Source organism: Virgisporangium aliadipatigenens (assembly GCF_016863615.1).
Classification (GTDB): Bacteria; Actinomycetota; Actinomycetes; order Mycobacteriales; family Micromonosporaceae; genus Virgisporangium; species Virgisporangium aliadipatigenens.
This window is the reverse complement of sequence record NZ_BOPF01000014.1, coordinates 129,727-147,768: the sequence shown is the minus strand read 5'-3', so window position 1 is coordinate 147,768 and position 18,042 is coordinate 129,727. Positions and strand designations below refer to the sequence as shown.

Annotated in this window: 16 protein-coding genes; 10 read left to right on the top strand and 6 right to left on the bottom strand. The window is 73.3% G+C overall.

Annotated elements, in window-relative coordinates; genetic code table 11:
- The first annotated feature begins 2 nt into the window (after positions 1-2).
- On the top strand, positions 3-872 hold the full coding sequence (fdhD, locus tag Val02_RS20725; RefSeq protein WP_203900780.1) for a formate dehydrogenase accessory sulfurtransferase FdhD: 870 nt from the start codon (positions 3-5) through the stop codon (positions 870-872).
- Here the strand turns inward: fdhD and Val02_RS20720 are convergent.
- Together Val02_RS20720 and Val02_RS20715 are read right to left on the bottom strand one after the other, a co-directional pair.
- Positions 838-1,830: a DUF4192 domain-containing protein gene (locus Val02_RS20720; protein WP_203900779.1), complete on the bottom strand. Its 993-nt coding sequence runs from the start codon at positions 1,828-1,830 to the stop codon at positions 838-840. The two genes, fdhD and Val02_RS20720, sit on opposite strands and share 35 nt — an antisense overlap.
- Before the next feature lie 78 nt (positions 1,831-1,908).
- Positions 1,909-2,436 carry a GNAT family N-acetyltransferase gene (locus Val02_RS20715; RefSeq protein ID WP_203900778.1) on the bottom strand — a complete coding sequence of 176 codons (528 nt, stop codon included), beginning with the start codon at positions 2,434-2,436 and terminating at the stop codon, positions 1,909-1,911.
- Between the two features lie 82 nt (positions 2,437-2,518).
- Between Val02_RS20715 and Val02_RS20710 the strand changes: the two genes are divergently transcribed.
- Together Val02_RS20710 and Val02_RS20705 are read left to right on the top strand one after the other, a co-directional pair.
- Positions 2,519-3,736 carry a hypothetical protein gene (locus Val02_RS20710; RefSeq protein ID WP_203900777.1) on the top strand — a complete coding sequence of 406 codons (1,218 nt, stop codon included), beginning with the start codon at positions 2,519-2,521 and terminating at the stop codon, positions 3,734-3,736.
- 47 nt (positions 3,737-3,783) lie between these two features.
- Entirely contained in the window at positions 3,784-5,733 is a 1,950-nt protein-coding gene (locus Val02_RS20705) for a PQQ-binding-like beta-propeller repeat protein (RefSeq protein ID WP_203900776.1), read from the top strand.
- Here the strand turns inward: Val02_RS20705 and Val02_RS20700 are convergent.
- Positions 5,730-6,611: an NAD(+)/NADH kinase gene (locus Val02_RS20700; protein WP_203900775.1), complete on the bottom strand. Its 882-nt coding sequence runs from the start codon at positions 6,609-6,611 to the stop codon at positions 5,730-5,732. The genes Val02_RS20705 and Val02_RS20700 overlap by 4 nt on opposite strands.
- Positions 6,608-7,621, bottom strand: a complete 1,014-nt coding sequence (locus Val02_RS20695) for an SPFH domain-containing protein (RefSeq protein ID WP_203900774.1) — start codon at positions 7,619-7,621, stop codon at positions 6,608-6,610. The genes Val02_RS20700 and Val02_RS20695 overlap by 4 nt, the downstream gene beginning before the upstream one ends.
- Before the next feature lie 74 nt (positions 7,622-7,695).
- Here Val02_RS20695 and Val02_RS20690 point away from each other — a divergent pair, with 74 nt between their 5' ends.
- Positions 7,696-8,367 (top strand): NUDIX hydrolase, encoded by a 672-nt coding sequence (locus Val02_RS20690; RefSeq protein ID WP_203900773.1) that lies wholly within the window; start codon positions 7,696-7,698, stop codon positions 8,365-8,367.
- A gap of 71 nt (positions 8,368-8,438) precedes the next feature.
- On the opposite strand, the gene Val02_RS20685 is transcribed toward Val02_RS20690, so the two are convergent.
- On the bottom strand, positions 8,439-9,080 hold the full coding sequence (locus Val02_RS20685) for a hypothetical protein (protein WP_203900772.1): 642 nt from the start codon (positions 9,078-9,080) through the stop codon (positions 8,439-8,441).
- 322 nt (positions 9,081-9,402) lie between these two features.
- Here Val02_RS20685 and pdhA point away from each other — a divergent pair, with 322 nt between their 5' ends.
- From pdhA to Val02_RS48250, 4 genes are all read left to right on the top strand, one after another.
- Positions 9,403-10,509: a pyruvate dehydrogenase (acetyl-transferring) E1 component subunit alpha gene (pdhA, locus tag Val02_RS20680; RefSeq protein ID WP_203900771.1), complete on the top strand. Its 1,107-nt coding sequence runs from the start codon at positions 9,403-9,405 to the stop codon at positions 10,507-10,509.
- A complete protein-coding gene (locus Val02_RS20675) occupies positions 10,509-11,480 on the top strand; it encodes an alpha-ketoacid dehydrogenase subunit beta (RefSeq protein ID WP_203900770.1) in 972 nt (323 codons plus the stop codon). Before pdhA ends, Val02_RS20675 begins: the two co-directional genes overlap by 1 nt.
- 11 nt (positions 11,481-11,491) lie before the next feature.
- Positions 11,492-13,132, top strand: coding sequence for a dihydrolipoamide acetyltransferase family protein (locus Val02_RS20670; protein WP_203900769.1), 1,641 nt, complete (start codon positions 11,492-11,494; stop codon positions 13,130-13,132).
- Between the two features lie 160 nt (positions 13,133-13,292).
- Positions 13,293-13,421, top strand: coding sequence for a hypothetical protein (locus Val02_RS48250; protein WP_275415592.1), 129 nt, complete (start codon positions 13,293-13,295; stop codon positions 13,419-13,421).
- Between the two features lie 2,049 nt (positions 13,422-15,470).
- Here Val02_RS48250 and Val02_RS20665 read toward each other — a convergent pair.
- A complete protein-coding gene (locus Val02_RS20665) occupies positions 15,471-15,782 on the bottom strand; it encodes a hypothetical protein (protein ID WP_203900768.1) in 312 nt (103 codons plus the stop codon).
- Here Val02_RS20665 and Val02_RS20660 point away from each other — a divergent pair.
- Positions 15,772-16,209 carry an LppU/SCO3897 family protein gene (locus Val02_RS20660; protein ID WP_203900767.1) on the top strand — a complete coding sequence of 146 codons (438 nt, stop codon included), beginning with the start codon at positions 15,772-15,774 and terminating at the stop codon, positions 16,207-16,209. The genes Val02_RS20665 and Val02_RS20660 overlap by 11 nt on opposite strands.
- A 5-nt stretch (positions 16,210-16,214) precedes the next feature.
- Positions 16,215-18,038, top strand: a complete 1,824-nt coding sequence (locus Val02_RS20655) for an NHL domain-containing thioredoxin family protein (RefSeq protein WP_203900766.1) — start codon at positions 16,215-16,217, stop codon at positions 18,036-18,038.
- The last annotated feature ends 4 nt before the right edge of the window (positions 18,039-18,042 follow it).

Below are 18,042 nucleotides of genomic sequence, written 5' to 3'. Positions count from 1 at the left end.
GCATGGGCCGGGCCAGCGCACGACGCAAAGTCCTCAAGGTGGATCTCTCCGGGACGGCGGCCGTCACGCGCGACCGCCCGGACACCCTGGCCGCCGAGGAGCCGTTGGAGATCCGGGTCGGCCCGGCCGGCGGCAAGCGCCCCCCGCTGGCCGTCACGATGCGCACCCCCGGCGACGACATCGATCTGGCTGTGGGGTTCCTGCTCACCGAGGGCATCATCACCGGCGCCGACGACGTCGTGCTGGCCCAGCTGTGCGCCGGCACCAACGAGCCCAACCAGTACAACGTGGTGGACGTTCAGCTGGCCGGGCATGTGGCGCCGCCGGTCACCGACCCGTCGCGGAACTTCTACACCACCTCCTCCTGCGGCGTGTGCGGCAAGGCGAGCATCGACGCGGTGCGGGTCAAGTCCCGGTTCGACCTGGACGCCGACCGGACCGCCGTCGACGCGGAGACCCTGATCGGGCTGCCGGACGCGTTGCGTGCGGCGCAGCGGACGTTCGAGACGACGGGCGGGTTGCACGCGGCCGGGCTCTTCACCCCGGACGGGGAGCTGGTGTGCGTGCGCGAGGACGTCGGCCGGCACAACGCCGTCGACAAGGTGGTCGGCTGGGCGGCGCGCAACGGTCGCCTGCCGGCGAGCGGCCTGGTGCTGATGGTCAGCGGCCGGGCCAGCTTCGAACTGGTGCAGAAGGCGACCCTCGCCGGAATCCCGATGCTGGCGGCGGTCTCCGCACCGAGCACCCTCGCCGTGGAACTGGCCACCGAGACCGGGCTCACGCTCGTCGGCTTCCTGCGCGGCAGGACGTTCAACGTGTACAGCGGCCGCGAACGGATCACGCTCCCCGGATCCTCGGCCGGCGGCGCGTGACCACCGGCCCGGGCAGCTCGTCCAGGGCGCTCGGCGAGAGCCCGGCCATCAGCGCCCGGCCCAGCAGGTCGGCCATCCGGTAGCCGGGGTCGACGTCCAGCGCCCGCTGCACCGCGAGGTTGGCGGTGGTCCCGTCGCCGCGCCGCCACGCACAGAGCGCGTAAAGCGTGGCCGGTGCCGGCACGTACCGGTCGGGGACCCGGCGCAGCACCTCGCGCCACAGTTCGGCGTGGGCGGGGTCGTTGTCGGCGGAGACGATGCGCCGCCAGGCATCGTCGCGGACGCGGGTGTCGGTCAGCAGCGTGGCGAGCCAGGCGACGTCGGCGTCGTCGAGCCGGCCGCCCGCGCGCCGCGTGGCCAACGCCTGGTTGACGGCCGCCCGCGCGGCCGAACCGCGGCGGCGGGTCCCGGCGGCGGACAGTTCGGTGAGGCGTTCGGCGGCGCGCTGCAGCTCGGGCTCGAGCCCGGGGCCGCCGATCGGGGCGAGCAGCGCCGAGAGCGTCTCCCGGGTCGGCGCGGCGGCCATCCCGGCGAACGTCGCGGCGGCCGCGACCTCCGTGACGTCCGGGTCGTACGGGATGCCCTCGACCGGGCAGCACTCCGGATCGTCGCAGTCCGGTCGCCACCAGCGGCCCCGGTCGGCCCGGATGGCGTCGACGACCGGCACACCCACGCCCTCGAACACGACGGTGAACGTCGCCAGCGCCGTGCCGGTCGGCTCGGGCGGCCCGTAGCCGACGAGGAGCACGCCGGTCGGCCCGTGCCGCGCCAGCACCGCGGCGAGCCGTCTCGCCAGGCCGGTGGCCTCCGTGGGCGGCGGCGTGTCGGTGCGCGCCTGGAAGACGAGCTTGCGCCCGCGCACCGCGAGCGCGACGAGGCTGTCCGTGGGGTGGAACCCGAGCAGGTACGGCACCGCGGCGAGCACGTCGACGGGCGTCCGGAGGGTCAGTGCGTCCATGGCGGGAAGCGTGGCCCGCCCGCACCCCCGGCCGGAACGGCGAAAAATCCGCTGTGGACAGCCGCCGTCCACAGAACGTCAGTAACGGAAGTTCTGTCCGTGCAGCTCGAGCCGCTCGTGGGCGTTCTGCGGGCGGTCGTTGAGGCTGAGCGCGAGGGTCACGTTGGTGAGCACGTCATAGCCGGCGGCGTGCAGGCAGTGCAGCGCCTCGACGTTGCGCAGGGCCGGCGAGATCGTCAGTTGCTTGAGCCCGCGTTCCCGCGCCTGCTCGGTGACGTGCTGCAGCAGCGAACGTCCGATGCCCGCACCACGGCGGGCCGCGGTGACCACGACGGGGTCCACCGCGCCGGCCCGCCCGTCGAGCACGAGCCCGACGAAGCCCACGACGTGCCCGTCGTCGGCGACCCACATGCCGGACAGGTCGAGCCGGGTCAGGTACTCCTCGAATCCGGCGCCGGGATCGCTGCCCCCGAGGCCGGGCTCATTGAGGAACGCTCTCTGCTGCACGACGAACTCCGCCCACAGCTGACGGCAGGCGCCGTGGTCGGCGGGCCGGTAGGGCCGCACGGTGGCCGTCGAACGCGACGGAGCGAGAGTGTGCGTCATGTTTCCATGCTGCGGCTTCCTCCCCACTAACGGGCGCGAATCCCCACGTTGCTCCCGTGGACGGCGCCGTAGACTCGCCCGCATGCCGACGGAGCGGACCGATCCCGATGTGCCGGGGCCGCGTCGGCCCGAGCCGGACCCGTCGACCGCCCGCTACGACCTGTTTCTCGAGGTGGCCCGCGACCTGGACCGGGTCACCACGGCCTACGACGCGGAGCTGCTCGTCTCGACGATGCTCGGGGCCGCGTACGCCGTCGCCGACCGGGACCGGGCGGCCGTGCTGACCGGCACCGCCGAGGGGCTGCGCCGGCACCTGGCCCGCCGCCGGACCCGCACCGCTTCGCTGCTGCGCACGGTTCTCGGCGAGGTGGGTGGGGTGACGACGAGGAGCCGTGCCGCTGCTCCGGCCGAGGCGCCGGGGTGGCTGCCGCATGTCGGCGTGGTGCACCCGACCGGCACCTACGCGTTCGGCGACGACCAGGGCAACCAGACCACGTATCTGGCCTGCTTCGCCTACGACGACACCGACGACGGCGGTCCCGAGCACGTGGTGGCGGCGCTCGTCGATCACCGGGCCGGTCACGTGCGTGACCTGTTCGTCGCCGCACCCGCGGGGGCATTGCTCGCGCAGCTCCAGGCCGCGGCCACCACCGACGAGGACATGCGCCTGGTCGAGGTCGATCCGGGGGAACTGCGGACCGAGGTCGAACGCTTCCTGAGCATCACCGACGAGCTGCCGGAGCTGCCCGAGGCCCGTTCGCTCACGAGCGATCGCGCACTGGCGACGCACCGCCTGCGGCTGCTGCCGGAGGCCGCCGAGGAGCCGCCGCTCACGATCGCCGACTTCCAGGCCGCTCCCGAGTCGTCCCGGGTGTCGGGTGCCGATCCGGAGTCGCTGACGTTCGCGCTGAAGCTCATCGTCGAGTACTCCCAGCAGGACGCGCTGCGCTGGACGCCGGACGGCATCGCCGACTTCCTGCTGGAGTGGGTGCCGGCCAAGGCGCTGCTGGACCGCGCCGACTCCGAACTCCTCCCCGCCGCGCTCAGCGCCTGGGTCCGCTGGGCCGGCCGGGTCAGCGGACTGAGCCCGCGCGAGGTCGCCCAGAACGTCGCCACCGTCGCCCGGCACAAGGGCGAGTTCACCCGCCGGATCCGCAGTGACGACCATCGCAGCCCGGCGGTGCGCGCGATGGCCCAACTCCTCAAGGACGGCGTCGACATCAACGACGAGAAGGCGTTGGCCGAATGGCTCGACGACTACAACGCGCGTGAGGAAGGGGCGGCGGGCACGGGGCCCTGACGTGGGCATACCATTCCCTCGATTCACCATGGGGGAGGTGGTCGTCGATGTCGGCACCGTGGCCGGGGGGACCCGGGGATCCGGGTACGCCGCAGGGCGCCCCACCGCCGCAGGACCCCGCGCAGACCGGCCAGACCGGCCAGACCGGCTCCCAGGGATGGCCCGCGCCGCAGTCCGGCGTCCCCTACCAGCAGCCGTGGCCGCCGGCCGCCCCGCAGTCGGGCATGCCGTACGACCAGCCGTGGCCGCCGGCCGCGCCGGACCAGCCGGGGCTCGCCGCGCCGCCGCCCGCATCGGCGCCGATGCCCGCCCAGCCCTGGCCGCCGGCCGCGCCCGACCAGCCGGGCCTCGCCGCGCCGATGTCCGCGCAGCCGTGGGCGGTCGCTCCGCCGCACGCCGATCCGTCGCAGACATGGGCGCCCGGTGCCATGCCGCCCGGGGCAGTGCCGCCGGGTGCGATGCCACCGCAGCCGTGGGCGCCCGGCCACCCGCCGCCCGCGCCGTGGCAGCCCGGCATCCAGGCCCCGCCGGCCCGCCCACGCCGTTCCCACAAGAAGTTGATCTGGTCCTTGATCGGCGGTTTCCTGGCCGTCGTCCTGGTCTGCTGCGGCGGCGCCGGCGCCTACTTCCACTACAAGGACCGGTGGCTGCAGATCGACGGCCTGGACGGCCCGTCCGGCACCCTCGACGTGGTCGCCGAGATCCAGCTGCCGGACGGGGCCAAGGCGGGTGCCGCGACGTCGGACGGCAGCACCCTCTACTACGCCTACAGCGGCTCGGACGCCCGGACGACCGTGATCGCGAAGTCGATCGGCAGTGGCGGTCACAACTGGAAGTCGAGCGTGCCCGACATCCCGGACGACGCCCGGCTCACGGTCGTCGAGGACCTGCTCCTGGTGGAACTGTCGTTCGGCGGCGGTCGCGGGGCACACCGTTCGGTACTGTCCACAAAGGACGGATCGAAGCTCTCCGAGGACACCTGGCCGCCGAACCAGCGCGAGGTCATCGCCCGGGTCGGCACCGACCTGATCCTCTCCAAGCTCAAGGATCGCAAGGCGTATGTGGAACGCCTCGACCTGCGCACCGGCACCACGAAGTGGAGCCGCGAGATCACCGGCCGCGTCCTTTCGATCGGCCGCCAGGCGACGGTCGGCTACGTGTGGCCGAACGGCCAGCAGCCGGCCGCGCAGCCGTTCGACGGCTTCGCCGACTATCTCGGGGACAAGGGCGAACGCTTCCGCACCTCGGCCGGCGCCGACATCAGCACGATCGTGGTCGACGACGACGAGGAGAACACCTACGTCATCGACGGCGAGACCGGGCAGGTGAAGGTCAGCGGCAAGACCGGTCGCAAGTTCACCCAGGTCGTGCTCGCCGGAACGCTCGTGGCGTACTCGTCGCAGGGCAGCCGGGGCGGCGTGCTGACCGGCTACGACATCACCACGCTGAAGCAGAGGTGGCAGACGCCGCTGCCGGAGGCCGGCAGTATCGCCCGGCCGCAGCCGTGCGCGCCGAAGGTCGTCTGCGTCGACGCGGGTGACGCCACGCAGGGCCTGATCGTCCCGATCGACGTGGAGACCGGCAAGGCCGCCGCGGACCTGCGCACGATGGCGGCACCGGCGGGCAAGGGGACGACGTTCAGCCCGTCGGACTGGACGGTCCTCGACAAGCGGGTGCTCGGCACCAGCATCACGCAGACCGGTGTGGCGCGTTCGGTCGACCCGTGGGACGTCACGCAGGCCCGGCGCAGCTCGCTGAGCATGAAGTCGTACGCGGCCCAGGGGCACACGGCGATCGTCGAGGCCGCCGAGGATCCGGGCTGGCCGGGCACCGAGTACGGCTACTACCTCTTCGCCCTGAACGTCGAGACGCTGGAGTACACGACGCCGGTGTTCTGCGAGTTCGAGAACCTGCCGCAGGACGTGGACGTGTTCGGCGACGTGGTGACGATCGTGACGGGCAGCCGCAAGGTGATCGCCGCGCGCATCTCGTTCTAGCTGACCAGGGCGAGTTTGCGGGCGGCGACGCCGACGGTGAGGCGCTGGCCCCAGGCGAGTTCGAGGCGGTCGGCCTCCAGCCCGTCGGCGAACGCGACGAGGCGTTCGCTCTCGCTGACCAGTTCCAGACGCTCGTCGGGGCCGAGCACACCGGCCGTCAGCGCGACACCGGTCGCCGGCGAGTCCCACGCCTCCCGCACGAACCAGCACAGCGCGGGCTGTCCCGGCCCGGGCATCCGCGGCGGGTCCGGCCGGGAGCGGGCGACCGAGCCGCACCAGCCGGTCGCGCCCGTGCCGGTGCCGACCAGCACGCCCGACGAGGAGTGGCGCTCCCGCCGTCCGTCCGGTGTGGACACCACGTATCGGCTGCTCTGGTGGGTGATGTGCCCGCAGTAGATCTCGTTGAGTCCGACCAGCTCCTGGCCGTCGTCGAGTTCCGCCACGACCATCGTGCGCTCCTCCACCTCGCGGGAACGTCGTAGGAGCCCGCGCACCGCGTCCGCCCGGTGCCGGACGAGCACACCCGCGTTGCGGCCCGGCTCGGGGTCGACGCCGATCACCGGCTGCCCGTCGAGATACTTGGCGACGTTGGCGACCAGCCCGTCCTGGCCCACGGCGACCACGACGTCCTCCGGCGCGAACAGGAACCGGGGCAGGTCCTCCCGGTCGACGTGCCCGCGCCGCCAGTCGGTCGGGACGGCCGCGCCGACGGTGGTCAGCGCGGCGGTCAGGGCGTCGTGGCGCTGCTGCACCTCGGCGAGGTCGCGGCCGCGCTGGCGCAGGAAGTACGCGGCGGCGGCGCGGGTGCCGTGCCGGGCGAGGAGCTCGTCGAGCTCGCTGCGCCGCGACACGACGACCACGCGGGGTGCGAGGGTCACTGCCCCAGCCTTCCGACCAGTTTGGTGATCACGTCGGGAGTGATCGTGAGCTCGTTGATCTGCGGAAGTTGACCGGCCAGCTTCTCGATCGCGAGCGCGTACACGACGCTCTCCGGCAGGTCGCGGTAGGCGTTGAGCCGGGCGGCGTGCGCCTCGGCGTCGGCCAGCCCGACGACCCGGATGCCGTCGGCCTTGGCGTCGCTGCGCAGCCGTTCGGACTCGGTGATCAGGCGCACCCGATCGGTCTCGCCCTGGCTGGTGACCAGCTTCGACGCGGCGTCCAGCTCGGCCTTGCGGCGTTCGTTGGCGCCGTTCTGCTCGACCAGCTGCTGCTGGCGGCGGGCCAGCTCGATGCGGTTCTGCAGCTCGTTCTCCGCGATGGCGCGCTCCTGCTCGACGGCGACCGCGCGCCGGGCGTAGGTGGCCCGGTCGGCGTTCTGCTGCACCGACTCGCGGGTCGGCGTCTGCAGCGCCTTCTCCAGGTCCGGCTCGGGGCGGATGGCCACGACCCGCGCCGACACCACGGTCACGCCGGTCTCGGTCAGCCGCGGGTCGCTCGACAGGCCCGCCGTGACGGCCTCGCGCAGCGGGGCGATGCCGGCGGTCAGCGCCTCGGTCAGCGGCACGCGGGCGAGCAGGTCGATCGCGGGCTGCTGGGCCAGCTCGGCGAGGAGCGTGGCGACCTGGTCGAGCGGCTGCGCACCCCACTCCCCGGTGAACGGGTCGATGGAGAAGTCGAGCCGGGTCGCCGCCACGCCCGGGTCGCTGAGCCGGTACGTGACGGTGGCCTGCACGGTCACGTCGGAGAAGTCCGCGGTCCGCGCGTGGAACAGCAGCGGCAGCTCGCGGTCGTCGACCGGCACCTCGGACAGGACCGCGGTCAGCGGCCGGTACCAGAAGGACTGCCCGATGCCCTCGTGGCGGACCTTGCCGCGCACGGTGTGCCGGACGTAGCTGGTGGGGGCGCCGCGCAGATGGCGCAGGAACGCGCGTCGGGTGATGTCGGCCATCGCCGCCTCCTCGGTGTTATCGTCAGAACGACGATAATCCCTTCCGCCAGTTATCGTCAAGGTGGTGATAAGTCGTGGCAGCATTCCGACTGACCGTTGACCTGGTCGTGCTGACCATCCGCGCCGGTGCGCTCAACGTCCTCCTGGTCCAGCGCGGCATACCGCCCTACCAGGGCGAATGGGCGCTACCCGGGGGGTTCGTGCTCGACGACGAGGACCTCGACGCGGCCGCGGTGCGGGAACTGCGCGAGGAGACCGGCGTCACCGCCGTCGGCGCCGGCCACCTGGAACAGCTGCGCACCTACGGAGCCCCGGGACGGGATCCGCGCGGCCGGGTCGTCAGCGTCGCCTACCTCGCGCTGCTGCCCGACCTGCCGGCGCCCACCGCCGGTTCGGACGCCTCGGGTGCGGCCTGGCATCCGCTGCCCGGCCCCTGCCTGGCGTTCGACCACCGGGAGATCCTGCGCGACGGCGTAGAACGCGCCCGCGCCAAACTCGAGTACACCTCCCTGGGAGCGGCGTTCTGCCCGGCGGAGTTCACCATCGCGGAGCTGCGCGCCGTCTACGAGGCGGTCTGGCACACCACCCTCGACCCGCGGAACTTCCACCGCAAGGTCACCACCACCGACGGGTTCGTCGCGCCCACCGGCGAACGCCGCACCGGGGTCGGCCGGCCCGCCGAGCTGTTCCGCCGCGGGGAGGCCGAGGTGCTCCACCCGCCGATCATGCGGCCGGCCCGGACATAGGACACCCCGGACACGGCACCGCGCCCGGCCCCTCGGTCAGGAGAGGCCGGGCGCGGGTAAGGGGGTGGGGTTCAGCCGATGCCGAGGCCGTCGTGGACGCGCTCGATGAACCCGCCGCCGGGCGGGTTCTGCCGGGCGCCCCCACCGGACGGAACGCCCTGGTCGCCGTGGCTGTCGTCGCCCTGCGCGGCATCGTCGGCGGGCTGGGCCGGCGCGGTCGGGGGGTTCGGGGCGGCCGCCGCCGGAGGTTCCGCCGCGGGCGTCGGAACGGGTGCGGGCGGCGTGGCCGTCGTGGCGTCACCGGCCTGGGCCGGGCCTGGGGCGGGTGCGGGCGCGGTGCCCGTTCCCCCGGAAGAATTTGCCTCCTCGCGACCGGCGCGACCGGCGCGCGGCACGTCCGGGAGCGCGGACCCGGCCGACGGGTCGACGGCCCGGTCGGACGCGTACACCCGCTCGGGGTGACCGTCGATCGACCCGTCCTGACCGGCACCGCCACCGGAGGGCGGCTCGACCACCACCGTCGGTCCGCTGTCGGCGCGGTAGGGCACACCGTCGGGCAGGGTCGAACGCAGCGCGGCGCGGCCTGCGAGCACCACCACCATCGTGGGCAGGGTCGTCAGCGCGACCAGTAGACCGACCGCCAGCCAGGTACGACGCCCGGGCGGGCGCAACAGTGCCTTGTGGCGGGCCGGCGCGTGCGGGGGGACGGGCACGCGGGACTCCCTTCCATGAGACCGCACGGTTCAACGCGATCGGTCCGGTCGGGATATGCCCCGTCACGACTTTCGCCCGGGTCGGTCGACAGGCTTGACACAGCGGCCGCATCTGCCGACAGGCCGACCCGGTGGCAAGGTGCCCATTTTCTGGGATGCTGTAGTCGGCGGCACCGAGGCCGTGTCTCGCATCACAACCTGCGAGGTCGCGTCGTCGGCGTCGGCTCCCCGCCGCGGGCCTGCCCCACAGGGCGACGCGCGGTTCCTTCCGCAACGCGGCAGGGTAACCCCGCTGCCGCCGCGATACGACAGGGAGACACGGATGACCAACGGAGACCGGATCCCCCCGGACCCCGAGTTCGTTCAGCTACTCGATCCTGACGGCGAACGGGTGGAACACCCCGACTACTCCGTCGAATTCACCCCTGATGAGTACCGCGGGCTGTACCGCGATCTCGTGATCATCCGCAAGCTCGACGCCGAGGCGACCGCCCTGCAGCGCCAGGGCGAACTGGGCATCTGGGCCAGCCTGCTCGGTCAGGAAGCGGCGCAGGTCGGCGCCGGCCGCGCGCTGCGGCCGCAGGACATGGCGTTCCCCACCTACCGCGAACACGGCATCCTGCACTGCCGGGGCATCGACCCGATCATGCCGCTGGGCCTGTTCCGCGGCGTGGACCAGGGCGCCTGGGACTCCCAGAAGCACAAGGTCCACATGTACACGATCGTCATCGGGGCGCAGACCCTCCACGCCACCGGCTACGCCATGGGCATCACCATGGACGGCAAGGTCGGCACCGAGGACGGCGAGGCCGTCATCGCGTTCTTCGGCGACGGCGCGACCGCGCAGGGCGACGTCAACGAGTCGTTCGTCTGGGCCAGCGTGTTCAACGCACCCGTCGTGTTCTTCTGCCAGAACAACCAGTACGCCATCTCCGAACCCCTCGAACGCCAGACCCGCGTGCCGCTGTTCAAGCGCGCCAGCGGCTTCGGCTTCCCCGGCATCCGGGTCGACGGCAACGACGTGCTCGCCACGTACGCCGTCACCAAGCAGGCGCTGGACAACGCCCGGCTCGGCCAGGGCCCCACGATGGTCGAGGCCTACACGTACCGCATGGGCGCGCACACCACCTCCGACGACCCGACCCGGTACCGCGCCGGCAGCGAGGTCGAGGCCTGGCGCGACAAGGACCCGATCAAGCGCATGCGGATCTTCCTCACGAAGGCCGGAATCGCCGACGACGACTTCTTCACCCAGGTCGACGACGACGCCGCCAAGCAGGCCGTCGAGCTGCGCGAACGCGTCCTCGCCCTGCCCGACCCCGGGCCGCTCTCGATCTTCGACAACGTCTACCCGGGCGGTTCCCCGCTGCTGGACGAGCAACGGGCCCAGCAGGAGCGGTACCTGGCTTCGTTCGAGGGAGGCCACTGATGGCGGAAACCCTGGGGAAAGCCCTGAATCTCGGGCTGCGTCGCGCGCTCGAGTCCGACGACAGGGTCGTCATCATGGGCGAGGACGTCGGCAAGCTGGGCGGCGTCTTCCGGATCACCGATGGGCTGCAGAAGGACTTCGGTGAGCAGCGGGTGATCGACACGCCGCTCGCCGAATCCGGGATCATCGGCACCGCCATCGGCCTCGCGATCCGCGGCTACCGGCCGGTGTGCGAGATCCAGTTCGACGGGTTCGTGTACCCGGCGTACGACCAGATCGTGTCGCAGCTGGCCAAGATGTACTACCGCTCGCAGGGGAACGTGCGGGTGCCGGTCGTCGTGCGGATCCCGTTCGGCGGCGGCATCGGCGCGGTCGAGCACCACTCCGAGTCTCCCGAGGCGTACTTCGCGCACACGGCCGGCCTCAAGGTCGTCGCCTGTTCCAACCCGAACGACGCCTACTGGATGATCCAGCAGGCCATCTCCGGCGACGACCCGGTCATCTTCCTGGAGCCGAAGCGGCGCTACTGGGAGAAGGGCGAGGTCTCGTTCGACGCTTCGCCGATCCCCCTCTTCTCCTCGCAGGTGGTGCGCCAGGGGACGGACGTGACGGTCGTGGCCTACGGGCCGATGGTGCGCACCGCGCTCGACGCCGCCACCGCGGCCGCCGAGGACGGGCGTTCGATCGAGGTCATCGACCTGCGCACGCTCTCCCCGCTCGACCTCGGGCCGGTCTACGAGTCCGTGCGCCGCACCGGGCGCTGCGTGGTCGTGCACGAGGCGCCCTCGCACGTGAGCCTCTCCTCCGAACTGGCCGCCCGGGTCACCGAGCAGTGCTTCTACTCGCTGGAGGCGCCCGTGCTGCGGGTCACCGGGTTCGACACGCCGTACCCGCCGGCCCGCGTCGAGGAGGAGTACCTCCCCGACCTGGACCGGGTGCTGGACGCCGTCGACCGCACGTTCGGGTTCTGAGGGGAAGTTCCATGTCGAGCGTCAAGGACTTCCCGCTGCCCGACCTCGGTGAAGGGCTGACGGAGGGCGAGATCCTCCGCTGGCTCGTCCAGGTCGGCGACACGATCACCCTCAACCAGCCGATCTGCGAGGTCGAGACCGCCAAGGCGGCCGTCGAGCTGCCCGCCAAGTGGGCCGGCGAGGTCGTGGCCATCCACCATCCCGAGGGAACGACCGTCGAGGTCGGCACGCCGATCATCTCGATCGACACCCAGCCGGGGTCCGGGTCCTCCGCCGCTTCGGACTCCTCCGGGGTGGAGGCCGGGCTCATCGGTGGTCCCGCGCCTGGTGGGCGCACCGCCGTGCTTGTCGGTTACGGGCCGCGGAACGTCGCCGCGAAGCGCCGCCCGCGGGTCTCCTCCACTGCCGGGGGATCCGCTCCGGCGGCGGCACCCGCTTCTGGCGCCTCTGCACCTGCGTCGGTGTCCGCTGCGGCTCCGGCGGCCTATGCGGCTCCCGGCGCCGCGAGTTCGGCTGCCTCGGCGCCCCCCGCGTCCGTGACCGGTCCCGGCGGCTCGGCGGCCGCGGCCGGCCCAGTGGGCCTGGCGGGGTCCCCGGCTGCGGCCGGCCCTGCGGGATCGGTGGCTCCGGTCGGTTTGCCGGCCACGGCGGGATCGGCCGGTCTGGCGGGGTCGGCTCTGGGACAGCCGATGCCGGGAGCGGTGTCGGCGGCGCCGGGTGCGCTCGCGCGCGCCGGGGTGCTGTGCAAGCCACCGGTCCGCAAGCTGGCCCGCGACCTGGGCGTGGACCTGACCACGCTGACCGGCAGCGGCCCGAGCGGCTCGATCACCCGGGACGACGTGATGGCGGCGTCGGCGGGTGCGGCTTCCGCTGTCGCGGCGTCGTCGGCTTCGGCCTTCTCGGCGGCGTCGGCTTCCTCGGCGGGGTCGGCCTTCGCGGCCGCTTCGGCGCCCGGTCGCGAGGAGCGGATCCCGGTCAAGGGGGTGCGCCGGCTCACCGCCGAGAACATGGTGGCCAGCGCGTTCACGGCGCCGCACGTGACGGAGTTCCTCACGGTCGACATGACCCGCTCGCTCCGCGCCGTCGAACGGCTGCGTCAGCACCGGGACTGGCGCGACGTGCGGATCTCCCCGCTGCTGCCGGTGGCGAAGGCGGTGCTGACGGCGCTGCGCCGGTACCCGATGGTCAACTCGACGTGGGCCGGCGACGAGATCGTCGTCAAGCACTACGTCAACCTGGGCATCGCCGCCGCCACCGACCGGGGCCTCATCGTCCCCAACGTCAAGGACGCCCACGCGCTCTCCCTGCGCCAACTGGCCGACGCCCTGAACAACCTGGTCACCACGGCCAAGTCGGGGAAGACGCCACCTGCGGACATGTCCGGCGGCACGTTCACGATCACCAACGTGGGCGTGTTCGGCGTCGACACCGGTACGCCGATCCTGCCGCCCGGCGAGGCCGCCATCCTGGCCCTCGGCTCCGTGCGCGAACAGCCCTGGGTGCACAAGGGCAAGGTCAAGGTGCGCCACGTGACGACGCTCGCGCTGTCGTTCGACCACCGGATCATCGACGGCGAACTGGGATCGCTGTTCCTGCGGGACGTGGGCGCGTTCCTGACCGATCCGGAGACCGCCCTGCTGGCCTGGGGATAGCAGTCCACTTCTTACCGCGTGGCCCCCGTTTCGCACTTGACGGAACGGGGGCTTCGCCTTTCATTCGTCGGCTTGTGCGCGAGGTCACCTTATAATCGATGGAATTTTGCGGCTCCAAGGCGTCTTATAGAAGGCGAGCAGCGCGAAGGAGGTGCAGAACATGAAGCTCGTCGAGCGTTACCGCGCCCGTCGCGACGCCATGCGGCGGCGCGACGCCATTACCCGCGCCATCAACGCCAACCCCTCGCACGCCCTCCGTCAGGAGTTGGAGGCCATCGCCTCCCGCTGACCCCAGGCCAAACTCCCTCCCCCGAGAGCGACCCGACCGGGCTCAACCGGTCGGGTCGCTCCGTTTCGCCCAGCGGTGGACGGCTCGTCGTTTCATTAGCGGAGGCGGCCCCGGTAGGTTGGGTCGTTGCCGCGGGTCAGCGAGCCCGCCGGCAGGAACGGGCATTCGCAAGGAGACGCGCATGACGGCCGAGGAACGCGCACCAGGCGACCCCACCCCGTCCGAGGACGCACCGCCGAGCGCTCCCTCGGCCGGCTCTTCGGTGCCCGGGTCCCCCGCTGGATCCGCGCCGGCCGGTGACGCGCAGGCTGCCGGCTCGCAATCCGCACCGGCGGGCGCGGTACACCCCACGGACGGCGCCGCATCGGCCGCTCCACCCGCCTCCGGCGGTGCCGGGTCGCCGCCGGCGACCGAAGGCCAGGACGCCGCTCCTCAGGTAGGCGCCGCTCCAGCCGCTCAGACCGCGGCCGCCGCGCGACCCGGCCCCTTCCCGCCCGCCGGTCCGACGCCGCCCCCGCCCAGTGCTGCCACTCCGCCCACAGGTCCGACATCGCCCCCGCCCGGCCCCTTCCCGCCCGCCGGTCCCACGCCGCTTCCGCCCGGCACGGCCACGCCGCCCGCCGGTCCGACACCGCCCCCGCCCGGGACGGCCGCTCCGCCGGCAGGCGGTGGACAAGCCACGCCGCCGGCAGGTGGCAGCCAGGCGACGCCACTCGCGGGCGGCGACCAGGCCGCTCCGGCCACGCCGCCCGGTCCCTTCCCACCGTCCGGCCCGACGGCGACGCCCCCGTCCGGGTCGGCCGCTCCGACGGCGGGCCGCGCGCGGGCGAGCGCCCAGCCGGGCGTCTACGGCTCCGCAGTCGTATCGCCGCCCGCAGGCGCCGCAGGCCAGCAGCCCGGCACCCCGACCGTGTACGGCGGCCGAGCCGGCGCGCAGCCCGCCGAATCCCCGCAGTCCGCAGCGTCCGGCACACCGGCGACATCCCAACCCGGCACCTACGGCACACCCGCCGCGTCCCCTCCGGGGCCGGCTCCGGCCGGCACGTACGGCTCAGCCACGACACCGCCGCCCGCCGAACCAGCACCGACCAGCGGAGCAGCGCCGGGCAGCGGGACCGCGTCGGCCGCCGCCGGGGTACCTACGCCGCCGCAGGCCGCGAGCTACGGGACGCCCGCGTCGGCCCGCGCGGGCGTGTACGGCTCACCCTCGACGCCGGGCCCGGGACCTTCGCCGGCCGTGGGCACACCGGCTACGCCGGCCACGCCCGCCGGCGGCTCACCCGGAACCGCCCCGCCGACCCCCATCGCGCCCGGATCGCCGCAGGCCGGACAGCCACCGGCCGCACAGGCTGCCACGGCCGGAGCGCCGCAGCCACCGGCCGCACCGGGGTCCGCGGCCGGATCGCAGCAGGCCGGGCAGCCACCGGCCGCCCGGGCGACCGTCTACGGGTCGGCGCGACCCGCTCCACCGGCCGCCTCCGACCAGGCATCCACTCCGCCCGGCCAGCAGGATGGGCCCGGTGGTGGATCGTCCGCACCCGGCCAGCCCACCGCAACACCGAATCCCGACGCGGCGGCCGCGGCGCAGGCAGGACGCGCGTCGGTGTCGGCGCCTCAGCCGGCCGAGCAGCCGCGGCCGGCCCAGGGCGGCCGGGTGTACGGCGCGGCGCCGGGTACGGCTCCCGCGAGCGGTAGCGGCCCCGCCGCGCCGGGCGTCTACGGCGCCGCCGCATCAGGCGCCTCGCCGAGCGCCCCCGGCGCGCCCCCGTCGAGCCCCGCACCGCCGAGCGCTCCGGGCGTCTACGGCGGCACGTCGCCCAGCGTTCCCGGCGTCTACGGCGCGCCCTCAGCCGGAGCGGCGCCGAGCGCTCCCAGCGCTGCCCCGCCCGGCACACCAGGCATCCACGGCACCGCCGCGCCGGGAACGACACCGCCAGGCCCGCCGAACGCTCCCACGCCAGGCGTCTACGGCACAGCCGCATCAGCGGCCGCACCGAGCGCGCCCGGCATCCACGGCACCGCCGCGCCGGGAACGGCAACGCCGGGCGTCTATGGCGCGGCCGCCTCGAGTGCCGCACCGCCGAGCGCGCCGGCAGCTCCCGGCACCGCCGCATCGGGACCCGGTTCCGCCGGCGGCCCGGGCGTGTACGGCGCGGCGGCCGGCACCCCGGCGCCGGCTTCGCCGACCAGCGCCCCACCCGCCGGTTCGTCGCCGGTGAGCGGGGCGCCGGTGAGCGGCATGCCGCAGCCGGGCGTCCCGACCTGGCCCACGCCGCCCGCCGCCACCCCGCCGGGCAGCGTTCCGCCCAGCGCCCAGACCGCGTTCGCGCCGCCGACCAGCGGGCCGCCGGTGGAGAGCACGCCGAACTCGTTCGGGGCGCCGGCCGCCGCGCCGTGGAGCGCACCGGAGTCGGCGCCGGCCGGCCAGAGCGGCGTCCACGGCAGCGCGGCCGCACCCGAGGAGACCGGCGAACGACCGAAGCGCAGCAAGAAGCCGCTGGTGATCGGACTGGTGGTGGCGGGCGTCCTGATTCTGCTCGCCGCGACCGGAGTGGTGGTCACGTCGGCGTTCAACCGGTCGAACTCGTACGCGGTCGGCTCGTGCGTGAAGCGGGGCGGCAGCCAGGAGGCCGTTCCGGTGGACTGCAAGGAGGCGGGGTCGTTCACCGTGGTCTCGAAGGAGTCGAAGGTCGACGACTGTGCCGACAAGGCGCAGCCCTACGTGGTGGTCGAACGGCGTTCCGGCAAGGACGAGGTCCTGTGCCTCAAACCGACTGAACAGAAATAGGAGCGATGCGGGTACGTGCGCCGGAGTTGCGCGGCCGCGCCTGGTTGAACACCGGCGACCGGCAGCTCACCCTCAAGGACCTTCGCGGCAAGATCGTCGTTCTGGACTTCTGGACGTTCTGCTGCATCAACTGCCTGCACGTCCTGGACGAACTTCGTCCCCTGGAGGAGAAGTACGCCGACGTGTTGGTGATCGTCGGTGTGCACTCGCCGAAGTTCGAGCACGAGAAGGATCCCGCGGCGCTGCGGGCGGCGGTGGAGCGCTACGGCGTGCACCACCCCGTTCTGGACGACCCGGCGATGGAGATGTGGCAGCAGTACGCCGCCCGGGCCTGGCCCACGCTCAACGTCGTCGACCCGGAGGGCTACGTCGTCGCGTCGATGGCCGGCGAGGGCCACGCGGAGGGGCTCGACCGGCTGATCGCCGAACTGATCGCCACGCACGAGGCGAAGGGCACCCTGCACCGCGGCGACGGCCCGTACCAGCCGCCGAAGGAGCCGGAGACGACGCTGCGCTTCCCGGGTAAGGCGATCGCCTATCGGGACGGGTTCCTCGTCGCCGACTCGGCGCACCACAGCCTCGTGGAACTGGAGAGCGACGGCGAGACCCCGAGAAGGCGGATCGGCTCGGGGACCCGGGGCCGCAACGACGGCAAGCCGGGCGAGGCGCAGTTCAGCGAGCCCGGTGGCCTGTGCGTGCTGCCGCCGAAGGTGGCACAGCAGGCGGGCTACGAACTGGTGGTCGCCGACACCGTCAACCACCTGCTGCGCGGCGTGCGGGCGGAGACCGGCGAGGTCGTGACCGTCGCGGGCACGGGGCGCCCGTGGCGTTCGCAGCACGCGGACACCCATCCGCACGACGCGCTGAACGCCGACCTCTCCTCCCCCTGGGACCTGGCCTGGTACGACGACCGCGTGATCATCGCGATGGCCGGCATCCACCAGCTGTGGTGGTTCGACCCGGTCCGCTCGACGGTGGGCGTGTACGCGGGCACCACGGTGGAGGCGCTGCGTGACGGGCCGAAGGAGGAGGCGTGGTTCGCGCAGCCGTCGGGACTGTCGGCGCGCGACGGCAGGCTCTGGATCGCCGACAGCGAGTCGAGCGCACTGCGCTGGATCGAGGACGGTCAGGTGCACACGGCCGTCGGTCAGGGCCTCTTCGACTTCGGGTTGGTCGACGGTCCGGCCGATCAGGCGCTCTTCCAGCATCCGCTGGGCGTGGCGGCGTTGGCCGACGGATCGGTGCTCGTGGCGGACACGTACAACGGGGCGCTCAGGTCGTTCCACCGAGGGCTCGTGACGACGGTGGCCACCGATCTGGCCGAACCGAGCGACGTGGTGGTGACCGACGACGGCGCGGTGGTCGTGGTGGAGTCGGCGGCGCACCGCCTGACCCGGATCGCGCTCAGCTCCACCTCGCGGGACGGCGGGCGGATGCGCACCGAACGCCCGGTGACCGACCTTCAGCAGGGCTCGGTCATCCTGGATGTGATCTTCGAACCGGCACCGGGCCAGAAGCTCGACGACCAGTTCGGCTCGCCACTGCGGCTGGAGGTGTCGGCGTCGCCGCCGGAGCTGCTGGTCGACGGCGGCGGCGTCACCAACGGCGCGCTGCGGCGGGTGCTGAGGCTGGCGTCCGGGTCGGGCGTGCTGCAGGTCACCGCCCAGGCGGCGACGTGCGACATCGACGCCGAATATCCGGCATGTCACCTGACGCGGCAGGATTGGGGCGTTCCGGTGCGGGTCTCGGAGAGCGGCGCCGGTCGTTTGCCGCTCGTTCTGCGCGGCGCCGGAAACGGATCACTGCCGACCGAACCTACGGTGCCGTAACCTT